This is a genomic window from Nocardia sp. CWNU-33 (genome assembly GCF_046764895.1).
Lineage (GTDB): Bacteria > Actinomycetota > Actinomycetes > Mycobacteriales > Mycobacteriaceae > Nocardia.
Window position 1 is genome coordinate 89,157 of record NZ_JBKOQN010000012.1, and the last position, 14,574, is coordinate 103,730.

Consider the following 14,574-nt stretch of genomic DNA (forward strand, 5'->3'; position numbering starts at 1 on the left):
TCGACGCCACATACACGTCGGTTCACCTGGGTGCGGCCTCGTTGTCAGCAGACGACGGTAGTGTCTGCGGACGTGACGACAGCGCCCGAGACCGCCAGTGCAGAGTCCAGCCCCAGTTCCGACAGTGCGAACCATGCCAGCGTCAACCGTCGCATCGCCGACGAGCTGGAGGTGCGCGAGAGCCAGGTCCGCGCGGCCGTCGAGCTGATCGACGCAGGCTCGACCGTGCCCTTCATCGCGCGTTACCGCAAGGAGGTGACCGGCGGTCTCGACGACGCGCAGCTGCGCCAGCTCGACGAACGCCTGCACTACCTGCGCGAACTCGACGAGCGCCGGGCCGCGATCGTCGAGTCGATCCGGAGTCAGGGCAAGCTCGAGCCCGCACTGCACCAGCAGATCATGCTTGCCGAGACCAAGGCCAGGCTCGAGGATATCTACCTGCCGTTCAAGCCGAAGCGCCGCACCAAGGCGCAAATCGCGCGCGAGGCAGGCCACGAACCGGTCGCCGATGCGCTGATCACCGATCCCGGCACCGACCCCGCGCAGTACACCGCCGAGCAGCTCGACGGCGCCCGCGCCATCCTGGTCGAACGATTCGCCGAGGACGCCGACCTGGTTGGTGAGCTGCGTGAGCTGATGTGGAACCGCGGTCGGATCACCTCGGCGGTGCGCCCGGGCAAGGAGGAGGCGGGCGCCAAGTTCGCCGACTACTTCGAGTTCAGCGAGCCGTTCACCAAGCTGCCCTCGCACCGGATTCTCGCGTTGCTGCGCGGCGAGAAGGAAGATGTGCTTTCGCTGCAACTGGAGCCGGACACCGAGGAACTCGCGCCGGGTGAGCGCAGCATCTTCGAGGGCCGGATCGCCGTGCAGTTCGATATCGCCGATCGCGGTCGCGCGGCCGACAGCTGGTTGCTGGACACCGTGCGCTGGGCATGGCGCACCAAACTTCAAGTGAGCCTTGGCATCGACACCAGGATGCGGTTGCGGCAGGCCGCCGAGAAGGATGCCGTCGACGTGTTCGCCGCCAACCTGCGCGACCTGTTACTCGCCGCGCCTGCGGGCACCAGGACCACCATGGGCCTCGATCCGGGCTACCGCACCGGGGTGAAGGTCGCCGTCGTCGACGCCACCGGAAAGGCTGTTGCCACCGAGGTCATCTACCCGCACAAGCCGCACGGCCAGACCGAGAAATCGCTCGCTGTGCTGGGTGCGCTGATTGCCCGGTTCGGCGTCGAGCTGATCGCCATCGGTAACGGCACCGCCTCCCGCGAGACGGATGCGCTTGCCGTCGAACTGATTTCGCGTATTCCGGAGAACAAGCCGACCAAGATCGTGGTGTCCGAGGCGGGCGCCTCGGTGTACTCCGCGTCGGCATACGCCACGCAGGAACTACCCGATATGGATGTGTCGCTGCGCGGCGCGGTGTCGATCGCGCGCCGCCTGCAGGACCCGCTCGCAGAACTGGTGAAGATCGACCCGAAATCCATCGGCGTCGGTCAGTACCAGCACGACGTGTCCGAGACGCTGCTGGCCCGCTCGCTGGGCGCGGTGGTCGAAGATGCGGTGAACGCGGTCGGCGTCGACGTCAACACCGCTTCGGTGCCGCTGTTGTCGCGGGTTTCCGGCATTGCCGGTTCGGTCGCGGAAAGCATTGTGGCGCATCGGGATCAGAACGGCCCGTTCCGCAGCCGCACCGCATTGCTCGACGTGCCGCGGCTGGGGCCGAAGGCGTTCGAACAGTGCGCGGGCTTCCTGCGCATCCGCGGCGGCGACGACCCGCTCGACACCTCCGCGGTGCACCCCGAGGCGTACCCGGTGGTGCGGCGCATCCTGGAATCGACCGGTAAGGGCATGACCGAGCTGATCGGCAATACCGGGACGCTGCGTGCGCTGCGGCCCGCCGAGTTCACCAACGAGAAGTTCGGCGTGCCCACCGTCACCGACATCATCACCGAGCTCGAGAAGCCCGGCCGTGACCCGCGCCCCGAGTTCAAGACGGCCGAATTCGCGGCGGGTGTGGAGAAGGTCGCGGATCTGAAGCCGGGCATGGTGCTGGAGGGCGTAGTCACCAATGTGGCCGCCTTCGGCGCATTCGTCGATGTCGGCGTGCACCAGGACGGTCTCGTGCACGTGTCGGCGATGTCGCACAACTTCGTCAAGGACCCGCGCGAGGTGGTCAAGTCCGGTGACGTGGTCAAGGTGAAGGTGCTCGAGGTCGATGTGGCACGCCAGCGTATCGGGCTGTCATTGCGCCTGGACGACGAGCCGGGCACCCCGGCCAAGGGCGAGCGCGGTGACGGTCGCAGCCGCGGTCAGGGCGATCGTGGTCCCGGTAATCCCGGCCGTGGCGGGTCCGCCGGTGGCGGACAGCGGCAGAATGGTCAGGGTCGGTCGCAGGGACAGGGCCGCAGCCAGGGTCAGGGTGGCAATCAGCGCCGAAATGCGCCCGCGCCGACCGGCTCGATGGCAGACGCCCTGCGCCGGGCCGGTTTCGGACAGTAGGACCACAGGCGGAGGTATGTAGGCGGCCATGCGACGGTGGCTCGAAGACGATGTGATCGCGCAGGGCAGGCTTCCGCTGCTGTGCTTTTTGCTCGGGTTCATCGTCGGGTTCCTGTTGATCAGGCTCAGTGTCCGGCTGATCCGCAAGCAGGTGCGCTGGTGGCCGGGCAATCTGCGCTCCGGTGGGGTGCACATCCACCACATGGTGTTCGGGGTCATCCTGGTGCTGCTGTCGGGCATCGGGATGGTCACCATGTACCAGAACGTAGACACCCTGACCGCGAGCCTGCTCGCAGCCGCTTTCGGTGTCGGTGCGGCCTTGACCCTCGACGAATTCGCGCTGATCTTCTACCTGCGCGACGTGTACTGGGAAGAGCAGGGCCGCACCTCGGTGGACGCGGTGTTCGTCGCGCTGGCCGTGACCGGGCTGCTCCTGCTCGGGTTCCACCCGCTGTGGTTGTTGGACATCAACGACTTTCGCCGCGATCCCAGCATCGAGATGCGCATCTTCGTCGTCGCGTTCTCGGTGGTGAACCTAGCGCTCGCGGCGATCGTCATCGCCAAGGGCAAGATCTGGACCGGCCTGTTCGGCATGTTCTTCCTGCCGTTGCTCTTCGTCGGTGCGTTCCGGCTGAGCAGGCCGGGTGCGCCGTGGGCGCGGTGGCGCTACGGCGACCGACGCCGGATGATGTACCGATCGATAGTGCGGGAACGGCGTTATCGACGCCCGATGATCCGAGCCAAGATCTTCGTGCAAGACCTGATAGCGGGTAAACCCGACGTAGAGCACGTCCGTACTGCCGCCGAGGCGGAGTTGACCAGGACGGTTGTCCCCGCCCCACCGGCACCGCACCATCCCCACCGCCACCACCTCCCGTGGTCATCGGAGCACGAGACCCCGCACTGAGCGGCATCCCACGGCGATCGTCGGCGCTCTGTCGCGGTCGGGTGCCGCTCGCCGCGGCCGGGTTCGGATCTACTGGTTGCCGTGGGCGATGGTGTCGAGGCGGGGGAGGCGGGCCGGGTCCGACAGCAAGTCGATTGCGGTGATTTTGCCGTTGCTGGTGGTGAAGGCGATCAGGGAGATCGTCTTGTCCCCGTCGGTGTTGAGCAGGCCCGCGAATCCGTTGATCAGAACCGGGTGGGAGGCGAACGCATTGGCGGCACGCCGGAAGACCTCCAGCTGACCGGCCACTGCGGCCGCACCGCGGAGCACCCGGATCCCACCGGGCAGCAGGGCCCCGGCGTCGGCACGCAGAACCACCTCGGGGTCGAGGATGGCCAGCAGTGACTCGAATTCGCCGTTGCGCGCTGCGGTCAGGAACGCGTCGACCAGTCGGCGCTGGCGGGGTAGGTCGCGATCGGGTTGTGGCGTCCGGCCCTGGACGCGTCGCCGCGCGCGGCTGGCGATCATCTTCGCAGCGGCCGCGGATTTGCCGACGACCGGCGCGATCTGGTCGAACGGCACGGTGAACATGTCGTGCAGCACGACGGATTGGACTTGTATCTGGGATTGCCTGCCACGCTGGAGGATCGGTACCTGCCGATCCTGCCCTGGCTCGCGACACCGCAGATGCAGGCGGCGTTCGAGGCGAATTCGCCCGGTTCGCACAGCATTCCCGGCATCGCCTATAACCTGAATGCGCCGGGCTTCGCCCCGGACGATGTGCTCGGGCTCCCGAACGACGCGCTGGTGCGGGCGCAGGGCCAGGCCTCTGCGGGCGCCGTCGGCAGCGCCCGCGGCCTGGCGAGCATGTACGCCGCCGCGATCTCGGAGATCGGTGGACGGGCCCCCTTGCTCGAGCCCGATACCCTCGCCGCGTTCACCACCCTGCAGACGACCGGTCACGACCTGGTGCGCAGTGACCGCGCGCCGTATCTGGTCGGGTTCGAGGCCAAGGGACTGATCCATCCACTCCTCGGCGCGAGCGCCTTCGGTCATGCGGGCGCCGACGGGTTCGCCGATCCGCACAGTGGCCTGGCCTACGGCTACACGAGGCGCCGCGCCGCGTTCGGCTTCACCGCGCCCGAGAACGAGAGGTTGACGGCGATATTGCTCCGCTGCGCCCGCGGGTAAACTCGACGGCGGTGCCCCGGATACCGCGGACCGATTCCGTTGTGGACAGGGCGCGGATCAGCCGCCAGCAGGGGCCGATTTTCGTCGCGACCCGCTGATCTGGCACAATGCTCAGGTTGCCCTGGGTGGTTGTCGACCCAGCGCACCCCCTTATTCGGAGCATGAACCGGTCGAGCACCTCCAGTGCCGCCAGGGTCCTCTGTTCGCGCAAACATCAGAAGGATGGACATGAACACCCTTGACTTCGTCGACGAAAAGTCGCTGCGCAGCGACGTCCCCGACTTCCGGCCGGGTGACACCCTCAATGTGCACGTGAAGGTCATCGAAGGCTCGAAGGAGCGCATCCAGGTCTTCAAGGGCGTCGTCATTCGGCGCCAGGGCGGCGGCATCCGCGAGACCTTCACCGTCCGCAAGGTGTCGTTCGGTGTCGGCGTGGAGCGCACCTTCCCGGTGCACACCCCGAACATCGACCACATCGAGGTCGTGACCCGCGGTGACGTTCGCCGCGCCAAGCTGTACTACCTGCGCGATCTGCGTGGCAAGGCTGCCAAGATCAAGGAAAAGCGCTGAATCTTTCCGCCGAGCCTTCGGCACGGCGGGTTCGCGGTCGCAGTTAGCCGCGAATCGAATTGAATACTCGGTTAGCCCGGCACTACGCGGTTCGTTGCGGTGCCGGGCTAATCTGTTCCGCGTGACAGACGAAAGTGGGGCGATGACGGTTTCCGAGTCGGGCGAAGAAGGATCGGGTAGCCGCCGCGGTAAGCGGCGCGCCAAGAAAAAGCAGCGTCCCTTCTGGCAGGAGCTGCCGATCCTGATCGTGATCGCGGCGGTCATCGCGGCCCTGACGGTCAGTTTCGTCGGACGCCCGTATGTGATCCCGTCGGAGTCGATGGAGCCCACGCTGCACGGTTGTAGCGGTTGCACCGGCGACCGCATCTACGTGGAGAAGCTGAGTTACTACTGGGGCGATCCGACGCCAGGCGAAGTCGTGGTGTTCGTCGGTCCGCCGTCGTGGAACGACCGGTACCAGTCGATCCGCTCGGGCAATGCCGTTGTCCGCGGTGTGCAGAACTTCTTCTCGTTCTTCGGGTTGGTGCCGCCGGATGAGAACGATCTGGTGAAGCGGGTGATTGCGGTCGGCGGTCAGACCGTGCAGTGCTGTGATGCGCAGGGGCGCATCCTGGTGGACGGCAAGCCGTTGGACGAGCCGTACGTCAAGAGCGACTTCGCCTGGGTGCCCGGCCAGCAGAACGCGACCTACCCTTCCGGCCGGGTATTCGGCCCGATCAAGGTGCCGGACGGCAACGTATGGGTGATGGGCGACAACCGCAACCACTCCCGGGACTCTCGGGCGCATGTCGGTGACGAACTGCAGGGCACGGTTCCGGTCGACAACATCCGTGGCCAAGCGGTTTTCAAGATCTGGCCGCCGAGCCGGATCGGACCCGTGTGATCTCGGGATCCGCAAACTGCACGCTGATGTGATGAATCGTCCTGGCAGGTCCGGAGTTCGGCATGCCAGGACGAGTCGGTTGTCTTCGCGGGTTGGTTCAGCTGCCGGGCTTCGACTCCGCTGCTCATCGGATCGGTTGACCAGTTGTCATGACCTATGATGAAATGTCTTCTGGCACAGTCGGACTGAGCCAGTCATGGGGGTGCGATCATGTCGCAAGAATTCACGACGTCTGGGTTGCGATTCCAGTGCGTCGTACCCGCAATTCAGCTGTCTCCCGTGAATTGACAGTTCAAGTAGCGGGTTGGGAATCGGCTGCATCATTTGCCGAACCTGACTCGAGAAGGGGGGTGACTATGCTGTCGAAATTCATCGGCTGCGCAGCGATTGCGGGAGCTTTGGTGCTAATGCCTGGGGTTGCCGGGATTGGCATCCGCCTATCCCGGCGGGAATAAACCCCATGGGCCGTACGAAGATTTCGTCGCATGCGACTCGGTCAGGCAGCAGGCTGATTCAGAGGTCAATGGAGTTGTATATCCCTGCTCTGTCGGAGATGGAACGAATGGAACCATTTCCGGTAAATACTATTTCATTGCGATGTGGCACCGATCGTGAGCTTCAGCCATTAATTGCATGAGGTAGCGGACGTCGCCCAGAGACAGTGGACCTCCGTGTGAAGTGTGAGTGCACGCTTCACACGGAGTTCTTTCGGGTCCTCATGCCGCTCACATGGCGATAACGAATACAAAGATGGCAGGTGTCGAGATGCACTCCCGAGCGACACTTCCAGCCGTGGGGTTAATCTGTTCGGCGTGGCAGACGAAGGTGGGTCGGTGGCGGAGTCCGAGCCTGGCGATGACGAGACCTCGCGAGGGCGTAGGAAGTCGAGGGGTGAAAAACGCAAGCAGCGGCCGTTCTGGCAGGAACTGCCGATCCTCATCACGATCGCCGCAGTGATCGCTGCTCTGACGGTCAGTTTCGTCGGCCGCCCATATGTGATTCCCTCCGAATCGATGGAGCCGACCCTGCACGGATGCGCAGGGTGCACCGGCGACCGTATCTACGTGCAGAAGCTGAGCTATTACTGGGGAGATCCCGAGCCGGGCGATGTCGTGGTGTTCGTCGGTCCGCCGTCATGGAATCGCGACTACCGGTCGATCCGCTCTGACAACGCCGTCGTGCGTAGCGTGCAGAACTTCTTCTCGTTCTTCGGGTTGGTGCCGCCGGATGAGAACGATCTGGTAAAGCGGGTGATTGCGGTCGGCGGTCAGACCGTGCAGTGCTGTGATGCGCAGGGGCGCATCCTCGTGGACGGCAAGCCGCTCGATGAGCCTTACGCCAAGTATGACTTTCCGTATGTTCCTGGTCTGCGGTTCGGTACCGGCAAAGGGGCGCGAGAGTTCAATCCGGTGCAGGTGCCCGACGGCAATCTTTGGGTGATGGGGGACAATCGTGACCACTCTGCAGATTCGCGGTACCACCTCGCTGACGAGCTCCACGGCACCGTCCCGGTGGACAACGTCCGCGGCAAAGCGGTGTTCAAGATCTGGCCGCCTGGCCGGATCGGGCCGGTGCGGGCCGAGCATCCTCGAACGAAGTGATCGGCGCGGCTGCGGGATAATCGGACGGTGGGGCAAGGTCGAGTGACTGGCAGCCAGGTGACGATGCAGAGCAGTGGTTGGCCACCGCGTGTGGTGATGCGTAGGTCAGGCGGATTGCGCACGCTCGAGGCGGCGCTGATCCGCAGCGGACTAGGTCCGGTCGCCGGCGTCGACGAGGCGGGCCGTGGGCCGTGTGCGGGACCGTTGGTGGTCGCCGCGTGCCTGCTCGCGCCCAAGGCGTACGACAAGCTGGCCGGGCTCGACGATTCCAAGAAGCTCACCGAGTCGGTGCGCGAGGAGCTCTATCCGGTGATCACCCGGCTGGCGCTGGCGTGGAAGGTCGTCGTGATCCCGGCCTGGGAGATCGATTCGATCGGCATCCACGTCGCCAATATCGAGGGCATGCGCCGGGCCGTCGCGGGGCTTGGGCAGACGCCCGGATACGTGCTCACCGATGGATTCCGGGTGCCGGGCATTCCGGTGCCGTCACTTCCGGTGATCGGCGGCGATGCCGCCGCGGCCTGCATCGCGGCGGCCAGCATCCTGGCCAAAGTCACCAGGGACCGAATGATGATCGAACTGGACGAGCGGCTGCCCGGGTACGGTTTTGCTGCCCACAAGGGTTACAACACGCCCGAGCACACGGCCGCGCTCGAGCGGCTCGGACCGAGCAACGAGCACCGGCGGTCGTGGCGCAATGTGCGCGAGGCCGCTGGCCTTCGCCCCGCCGTCAGCGCGTCTACCTACGCCGATGCGGTGCTCGTTGCGGGCAGCGACGACGTGGCTTCCGAAGGTCTTCAGGTCTTGGGTGGGGATAGCCGAGTGGCTACCGACGCTGCCCATGCGCGATGATGTCAGCACACGCAGCAGTGCGGCGAGAAGGAGGACGTCCCACCCGATGAGTGCCGAGGACCTCGAGAAGTACGAAACCGAGATGGAGCTCTCGCTATATCGCGAGTACAAGGACATCGTCGGTCAGTTCTCGTACGTGGTGGAGACCGAGCGCCGCTTCTACCTGGCCAATTCCGTCGAGCTGCGGCCGCAGAACGCCGACGGCGAGGTGTATTTCGAGGTGCGTATGAGCGACGCGTGGGTCTGGGACATGTACCGCCCCGCCCGCTTCGTGAAGCACGTTCGAGTGATCACCTTCAAGGACGTCAATATCGAAGAATTGGAGAAGCCGGACCTGCGCCTGCCCGAGTAGCACGGTGCACTGACCGTCCGGGGCGGACCAGCCGATATCGCGGAGGGTTGTCCACAGCCGAGCGGCTATCAACAGGGACGCAGTGCGCGCAGGTCGGCGCAGCCGAGCCGGGGACGGCTCGGCGCACGCTGGTTCGGTGACTGACAAACAGGCGCTCGGCGCGCACGGGGAAGAACTGGCGGCACGGTTCCTGCAAGCCGCCGGAATGGATATCGTCGGCAGGAACTGGCGATGCAGGTACGGCGAACTCGATCTGATCGCCCAGGACGCCCGCATCACCGCCTTCATCGAAGTGAAGACCCGATCCGGACTGCAGTTCGGCGCACCCGCGGAAGCGGTCACCTTCACCAAACGACAGCGGATCCGGCGGCTGGCCCTGATGTGGCTCGCCGAACAAGACGGCCCGTGGCGGCGCATTCGGTTCGATGTCGTGTCGGTCCTGGTCACTCGCGAGCACGGCCCCGTCATCGACCATCTGAAGGCGGCCTTCTGATGGCCCTGGGGAGAGCGCATTCTGTTGCCGTTACCGGAGTGGACGGCCTGCTGGTCGAGATCGAGGCGGATATCGGGCAGGGGCTGCCCTCGGTGCATCTGGTCGGGTTGCCGGACACCGCACTGCAGGAATCCCGCGACCGAGTGCGCTCCGCGGTGGCCAACTCGGGGGAGAAGTGGCCCGACGGCCGAGTCATCCTGGCGTTGTCACCCGCGACCCTGCCGAAGGTCGGCAGTGTGTACGACATGGCTTTGGCCACAGCCGTTTTGGATGCGGCAGGGGTGATCCCGTCGGACCGGCTCGCGAAGACCGTACTGCTCGGCGAACTCGCGCTCGACGGTCGGGTTCGACGGGTGCGCGGCATCCTGCCTGCGGTGATCGCCGCACGCAACGCGGGCAGGCAGACGGTAATCGTGCCCGAATCTGCCATGGCCGAGGCAGGTTTGGTGGATGGGATCACGGTGTACGGAGCAGCCAGCCTGCGCACCCTGGTCGCGTGGCTGCGCGGTGAAGGGGTGCTGGCCGAGCCCGATGGTGCGCTGCCCGACGTCGTTCGTTCCGGTGGCGACCTGAGCGAGGTCGTCGGCCAGGAGGAAGCCAGGTGGGCATTGGAGGTGGCCGCGGCCGGTGGTCACCACCTCCTGCTGACCGGTCCACCTGGCATCGGTAAAACAATGCTGGCGCAACGCCTTCCGAGCCTGCTGCCGCCGCTGTCGGAATCCGAGGCACTCGAGGTGACGGCCATCCACTCGGTGGCGGGCGCGCTGTCCTGCGACCAGCCGCTGATCACGATGCCACCCTTCGTCGCACCACACCACTCCACCTCGGCGGCCGCGATGATCGGTGGCGGCTCGGGCTCGGCCCGGCCCGGCGCGGTCAGTCGCGCCCATCGCGGCGTGTTGTTCCTCGACGAATGCGCCGAGATCGGCACGAAAGTGCTCGAAGCGATGCGAACTCCGCTGGAGGAAGGCGAAGTGCGCATCGCCCGCCGCGACGGCGTCGCCCGTTATCCGGCCCGCTTCCAGCTCATCCTGGCGGCGAACCCGTGCCCATGCGCGCCGGCCCGCGATATCGACTGCATCTGTGCTCCCCTCGCACGCCGCAGATACCTCGGCAAACTCTCCGGTCCGCTGATGGACCGCATCGACATCTGGGTGCAGATGCACGGTCACGTCGGGGCAGGCTTCAGCACCGAGGCCGCCGAAAGCAGTGCAACCGTCCGTGACCGCGTGGCCGCAGCCCGCGGAGTGGCTGTGCAACGATGGCGCGAATACGGCTGGGGCACCAATGCCGAAGTCCCCGGACATGTACTGCGCCAACAATTCCGCCTCCCACGCGAGGCGGTGGCCCCGGTAGAAGCCGCCCTCCGTCTCGGCCGACTGTCCGCCCGCGGTGCGGATCGCGCCATCCGAGTCGCGTGGACCATCAGCGACCTACGCGGCGCCGACCAGCCCACCGCTCGAGACGTCATGGCCGCATTGAACTTTCGCCAGCGCGGCGCACAATGAGCGCGGTGATGGCCGGCGAGCCGCCGGGTGTGCGCGGTGGCAGAGGTGAGACACCTACGTCCGGCCCGTTGGCTGTGGGTGGCGATGAGACGGTAGTGGAGGGTGCGGGGTCCGCCTCTGTACCTGTGGATTCAAGCGGCGGTGTGGTTGGGGAGCAGAGTGCGGCGGCGGTGCCGTCTGTACTGGTTGGTGGACGAGGTGATGCGTTCGCTGCAAAGCTGAGGGTGGGTGGGCGTACGTCGATGCAGGACATGGAAACCGGGCCTGGGAAGCAGTATTCGGGGCCTGCGGATATGGGTGTGGGTGGGAGCGCGTCGGTGGCTGTAGTCGGGGGCGCCCGCGGCGGGGCGGATGAGGTCGAGGAGCGAAGGTTGGCGTGGGCCTATTTGTCTCGGGTTGTCCAGGGGCCTTGTGCAGCACTTTCGGCGTTGATCGAGTCCGTAGGGGTGGTCGGGGCGGCGCATGCTGTGCGGGGGTGCGCGCTACCGGAGTCGTTACGGGCGCCGACCGAGCAGCGGCGTGGAATTGACAGTGCCGCAAAGGATTTGGACCTGATGTGTCGGATCGGTGGGCGATTGGTGACACCTGATGATCCGGAGTGGCCCGCCTGGCGGATGTTGGGGTTGAGTCAGCTCGACCCGGGGCGCGACCGGGATGGTGCGGTGCCGCTGGCGTTGTGGGTGCGGGGGCCGCGCTCGCTGTTGGAGTCGAGTGAGCGGGCGCTGGCACTGGTCGGTGCTCGATGCAGCAGTGGCTACGGTGATCGTGTCACCGGGGAGATCGTCGGCGATCTTGCGGCACAGGGGTGGACGATCGTGTCGGGTGCGGCGTTCGGGATCGACGGTACGGCGCACCGGGCAGCGCTGGCCGTCGGCGGTCCGACTATCGCGGTCCTCGCCTGTGGCGTCGACCGGCCGTACCCGGCTCAGCACGCACGACTGCTCGCGGAGATCGCCGAGTGCGGACTGGTCGTCAGCGAATATCCACCCGGCACGGTCGCGCACAAGCACCAGTTCCTGGCTCGCAATCGTCTGATCGCGGCATTGGCCGACGGCGTTCTCGTGGTGGAAGCGGGTCTGCGCAGCGGCTCTCGCAATACCGCGAAATGGGCCCGCCGCCTCGGTCGCCCGGCGTTGGCGGTCCCCGGCCCGATCACCTCCGCGTCCTCGATCGGCTGCCACCGGATGATCCGAGAAGGAGAGGCGGTGCTCGTCACCTGCTCGGAGGAGGTGATCGATGAGGCAGGCCCGCTGCGACTATCGCTGTCGACCGATCAGAGACCCGATCCGGGAGATCGCCTGTCCGGCGACGAATCCGCGGTCTTCGCCGCCCTACCGAAGATCGGTTCCCGACTACCCCGAGATCTTGCCGACCGATCCGGTCTGGCACTGGCCATCGTCCGCGCCGTCCTACCAGCACTCGAGCTGTCGGGGCTGGTCGGCATGGATGAAAACGGTTGGTACCGAATAGAAAGGACACCGAAATCTTGAGAGCTCGCTCACTGCGTGAGCCGCTGGTCAGCCGACAGCTCCCCCAAGCCTTGCCCCACAACCGGCCCGGCGGTCGACTCACTTGTCGGCAAGTAGCCAACGCTGAGCCGAAAGTTGGCGCGCGGTATATGGCTCAGGCAAATGCCGAGTAGGCGTCGCCACCACGTGCGACTCGTCGAGCAGTGCGCTGTGCGGGGTCCGTGGGGACCCACTCGGTGGGTGGATGTAGTTGGACGGGCGTGGGTTCGGTCACTCGAGGAGATGGCGATCGGGTGCGGGTCGGCGCGCTGGCTTGCCAAGTGGGCTGATGCGGGCGACGGTGGGTGGATGGAGTTGCCGGAGGATCTCGAGGCGTTGCTGGGGGAGTTCGGGCGGCACCTGCGGCTCGGGCGGAACCGGTCGGCGCATACCGCGCGTGCTTATCTGGGTGATGCGCGGTCGCTGTTGGCGCATCTGTACGAGCGGTCGGCCGATTCCGCGGTTCGCGAACTGGATCTGGCATTGCTGCGATCCTGGCTCGCGCAACAGGCGAGTGCGGGCGTCGCGCGCACGACGATGGCGCGGCGTGCATCGTCGGCTCGGACCTTCACCGCCTGGCTGACCGGCACCGGCCGGTTGGAAACCGATCCGGGGTTGCGACTGGGGTCGACGAAGGCGCATCGGGTGCTGCCTGCGGTGCTCGGCGCCCAGCAGGCCGTCGCGGCGATGGATGCGGCGGAATCCGGTGCGGTGCAACGTGATCCCATGGCGCTGCGCGATCGGCTGATCGTGGAGCTGTTGTACTCGACCGGGATTCGAGTGAGCGAGCTGTGCGGGCTCGACATCGACGACGTCGATCGGGAGCGACATCTGGTTCGAGTGCTGGGTAAGGGAAACAAGGAACGGTCGGTGCCATTCGGTGTGCCTGCCGACGATGCCATCGGGAATTGGCTGCGGTATGGCCGACCTGCATTGGTCACCACGGACTCGGGGCGTGCGCTGCTGCTGGGCCGTCGGGGCAAGCGCCTCGATCAGCGCCAGGCCAGAGCTGTTGTGCACGAGGTGGTTTCGGCGATACCCGGCGCGCCCGACATGGGTCCGCACGGGCTGCGTCATTCGGCTGCCACGCATCTGCTGGAGGGCGGCGCCGACCTGCGGGTGGTGCAGGAACTGCTCGGCCACGCCAGCATGGCCACGACCCAGCTGTACACGCACGTTTCCATCGAGCGGCTGAAGAAGGTGCACGACCAAGCTCATCCGCGGGCATAGGCGGGCGTATCCCATGAGCGGTGATCATTTCTGAAACGTGTTCTTATCTGCGGAAGCCATTTTGTAGCGTCTTAATGCCGCTATTCTGACACGAGTTCTAGTATTGGAGGATTCGTGGACGCCGCACCATCGGGTGATCAGCAGCCGGTCGCCCCATGTCAGGGAGCCCGTATCGTCGCGCGCAGGCGGGCGCGGCGATGACCACCCACACCATTCTTGGCAAGGACATCCACATGCCGGTGCGGATCCGGCTCGCGCGCACCTTCATGGCCACCTATACGGTGCCCGCCGACGCCGCGCAGCGGCTCATCGACTACTCGGGTATGGACATCCTGCGCCTGCCCGGTGGCCGTGCCGTCTGCACGCTCGTCTTCGTCGACTATCTCGACGGTGATCTCGGCCCCTACAACGAATTCGGCGTCTCTTTCATGGTCCGCCACCACCGCGCCACCACCACTGCGCGCTTCGGTGACCTGCGTGCCATGCTGACCGGTGGCGCCGGTGTCTTCATCCACCGGCTCCCCGTCGACGGCGAATTCACCCTCGCGGCGGGTCGCGGCATCTGGGGATTCCCCAAGGAACTCGCCGACTTCACCGTGCATCGCGACGGCGGTTCGCGCCGCGGTGTGTTGCACCAGGGCGGCAAGCTCGTCGTCGACCTTGCGGTCCGTCCTGGCATCGCGCTGCCTTCGTGGCGCAACACCGCATCGTCGTTCGACGCCTACTCGCACATCGATGGCGTCACGCGCTGCACGCCGTGGCATATGGAGCCTTCCGGCATGCGCGCCCGCGTCGGCGGGGCCGACCTCGCCCTCGGCGACCATGCCTGGGCGGCCGAGCTGAGCTCGTTGGGATTGCCCAAGCGTGCGCTCATGACCTCTGTCGTCGATCACCTCGCCATGACCTTCCAGGACGCCGTGCCCGTCTGAGGCAATCGAGCCGTCCCGGGTTCGCTGGCGCGCAGCGAGGTTCGTGGACGGTCATCCTGGTGGCGGTTA

At 66.1% G+C, this 14,574-nt stretch carries 14 protein-coding genes; 13 read left to right on the top strand and 1 reads right to left on the bottom strand.

Translation table 11 applies throughout. The features are described from left to right. Positions 1-72: 72 nt before the first annotated feature. Together ACLMAL_RS18580 and ACLMAL_RS18585 are read left to right on the top strand one after the other, a co-directional pair. Complete coding sequence (locus ACLMAL_RS18580) at positions 73-2,502, top strand: Tex family protein (protein ID WP_412000210.1); 2,430 nt, start codon at positions 73-75, stop codon at positions 2,500-2,502. 28 nt (positions 2,503-2,530) lie between these two features. Next, the gene (locus tag ACLMAL_RS18585; protein WP_328403995.1) at positions 2,531-3,409 is read left to right on the top strand and encodes a hypothetical protein; all 879 of its coding nucleotides are present in this window, start codon (positions 2,531-2,533) and stop codon (positions 3,407-3,409) included. Positions 3,410-3,478: 69 nt separating this feature from the next. Here ACLMAL_RS18585 and ACLMAL_RS18590 read toward each other — a convergent pair whose 3' ends face one another. Further along, the gene (locus ACLMAL_RS18590) at positions 3,479-3,991 is read right to left on the bottom strand and encodes an RNA polymerase subunit sigma-24 (RefSeq protein ID WP_412000211.1); all 513 of its coding nucleotides are present in this window, start codon (positions 3,989-3,991) and stop codon (positions 3,479-3,481) included. Between ACLMAL_RS18590 and ACLMAL_RS18595 the strand changes: the two genes are divergently transcribed. The 11 genes from ACLMAL_RS18595 (at position 3,983) to ACLMAL_RS18645 (ending at position 14,505) form a co-directional block, all read left to right on the top strand. After that, complete coding sequence (locus tag ACLMAL_RS18595; RefSeq protein WP_412000212.1) at positions 3,983-4,579, top strand: hypothetical protein; 597 nt, start codon at positions 3,983-3,985, stop codon at positions 4,577-4,579. The genes ACLMAL_RS18590 and ACLMAL_RS18595 overlap by 9 nt on opposite strands. Before the next feature lie 228 nt (positions 4,580-4,807). Beyond that, positions 4,808-5,149, top strand: a complete 342-nt coding sequence (rplS, locus tag ACLMAL_RS18600) for a 50S ribosomal protein L19 (RefSeq protein ID WP_029893064.1) — start codon at positions 4,808-4,810, stop codon at positions 5,147-5,149. 142 nt (positions 5,150-5,291) lie between these two features. Beyond that, the gene (gene lepB / locus ACLMAL_RS18605; protein ID WP_328413261.1) at positions 5,292-6,032 is read left to right on the top strand and encodes a signal peptidase I; all 741 of its coding nucleotides are present in this window, start codon (positions 5,292-5,294) and stop codon (positions 6,030-6,032) included. 812 nt (positions 6,033-6,844) lie between these two features. Then, positions 6,845-7,633: a signal peptidase I gene (lepB, locus tag ACLMAL_RS18610; protein WP_412000213.1), complete on the top strand. Its 789-nt coding sequence runs from the start codon at positions 6,845-6,847 to the stop codon at positions 7,631-7,633. A gap of 63 nt (positions 7,634-7,696) precedes the next feature. Next, positions 7,697-8,485 carry a ribonuclease HII gene (locus ACLMAL_RS18615; protein ID WP_412000311.1) on the top strand — a complete coding sequence of 263 codons (789 nt, stop codon included), beginning with the start codon at positions 7,697-7,699 and terminating at the stop codon, positions 8,483-8,485. Positions 8,486-8,531: 46 nt separating this feature from the next. Further along, positions 8,532-8,837, top strand: a complete 306-nt coding sequence (locus tag ACLMAL_RS18620; protein ID WP_011210678.1) for a DUF2469 domain-containing protein — start codon at positions 8,532-8,534, stop codon at positions 8,835-8,837. A 136-nt stretch (positions 8,838-8,973) separates the two neighbouring features. Then, positions 8,974-9,330 carry a YraN family protein gene (locus ACLMAL_RS18625; RefSeq protein ID WP_412000214.1) on the top strand — a complete coding sequence of 119 codons (357 nt, stop codon included), beginning with the start codon at positions 8,974-8,976 and terminating at the stop codon, positions 9,328-9,330. Then, on the top strand, positions 9,330-10,838 hold the full coding sequence (locus ACLMAL_RS18630) for a YifB family Mg chelatase-like AAA ATPase (protein ID WP_412000215.1): 1,509 nt from the start codon (positions 9,330-9,332) through the stop codon (positions 10,836-10,838). The genes ACLMAL_RS18625 and ACLMAL_RS18630 overlap by 1 nt, the downstream gene beginning before the upstream one ends. 371 nt (positions 10,839-11,209) lie before the next feature. Next, positions 11,210-12,328, top strand: a complete 1,119-nt coding sequence (gene dprA, locus ACLMAL_RS18635) for a DNA-processing protein DprA (RefSeq protein WP_412000312.1) — start codon at positions 11,210-11,212, stop codon at positions 12,326-12,328. Between the two features lie 327 nt (positions 12,329-12,655). Continuing rightward, positions 12,656-13,576, top strand: coding sequence for a tyrosine recombinase XerC (locus ACLMAL_RS18640; protein ID WP_412000216.1), 921 nt, complete (start codon positions 12,656-12,658; stop codon positions 13,574-13,576). 197 nt (positions 13,577-13,773) lie between these two features. Further along, complete coding sequence (locus ACLMAL_RS18645) at positions 13,774-14,505, top strand: acetoacetate decarboxylase family protein (protein WP_412000313.1); 732 nt, start codon at positions 13,774-13,776, stop codon at positions 14,503-14,505. Positions 14,506-14,574: the final 69 nt, after the last annotated feature.

What these genes read in the sequence shown, in the direction of transcription:
- ACLMAL_RS18585 (WP_328403995.1), top strand. Translation starts at nt 2,531, where the DNA reads ATGCGACGGTGGCTCGAAGACGATGTGATCGCGCAGGGCAGGCTTCCG.
- rplS (WP_029893064.1), top strand. Translation starts at nt 4,808, where the DNA reads ATGAACACCCTTGACTTCGTCGACGAAAAGTCGCTGCGCAGCGACGTC.
- lepB (WP_328413261.1), top strand. Translation starts at nt 5,292, where the DNA reads ATGACGGTTTCCGAGTCGGGCGAAGAAGGATCGGGTAGCCGCCGCGGT.
- ACLMAL_RS18615 (WP_412000311.1), top strand. Translation starts at nt 7,697, where the DNA reads ATGCAGAGCAGTGGTTGGCCACCGCGTGTGGTGATGCGTAGGTCAGGC.
- ACLMAL_RS18620 (WP_011210678.1), top strand. Translation starts at nt 8,532, where the DNA reads ATGAGTGCCGAGGACCTCGAGAAGTACGAAACCGAGATGGAGCTCTCG.
- ACLMAL_RS18630 (WP_412000215.1), top strand. Translation starts at nt 9,330, where the DNA reads ATGGCCCTGGGGAGAGCGCATTCTGTTGCCGTTACCGGAGTGGACGGC.
- ACLMAL_RS18640 (WP_412000216.1), top strand. Translation starts at nt 12,656, where the DNA reads ATGGAGTTGCCGGAGGATCTCGAGGCGTTGCTGGGGGAGTTCGGGCGG.
- ACLMAL_RS18645 (WP_412000313.1), top strand. Translation starts at nt 13,774, where the DNA reads ATGACCACCCACACCATTCTTGGCAAGGACATCCACATGCCGGTGCGG.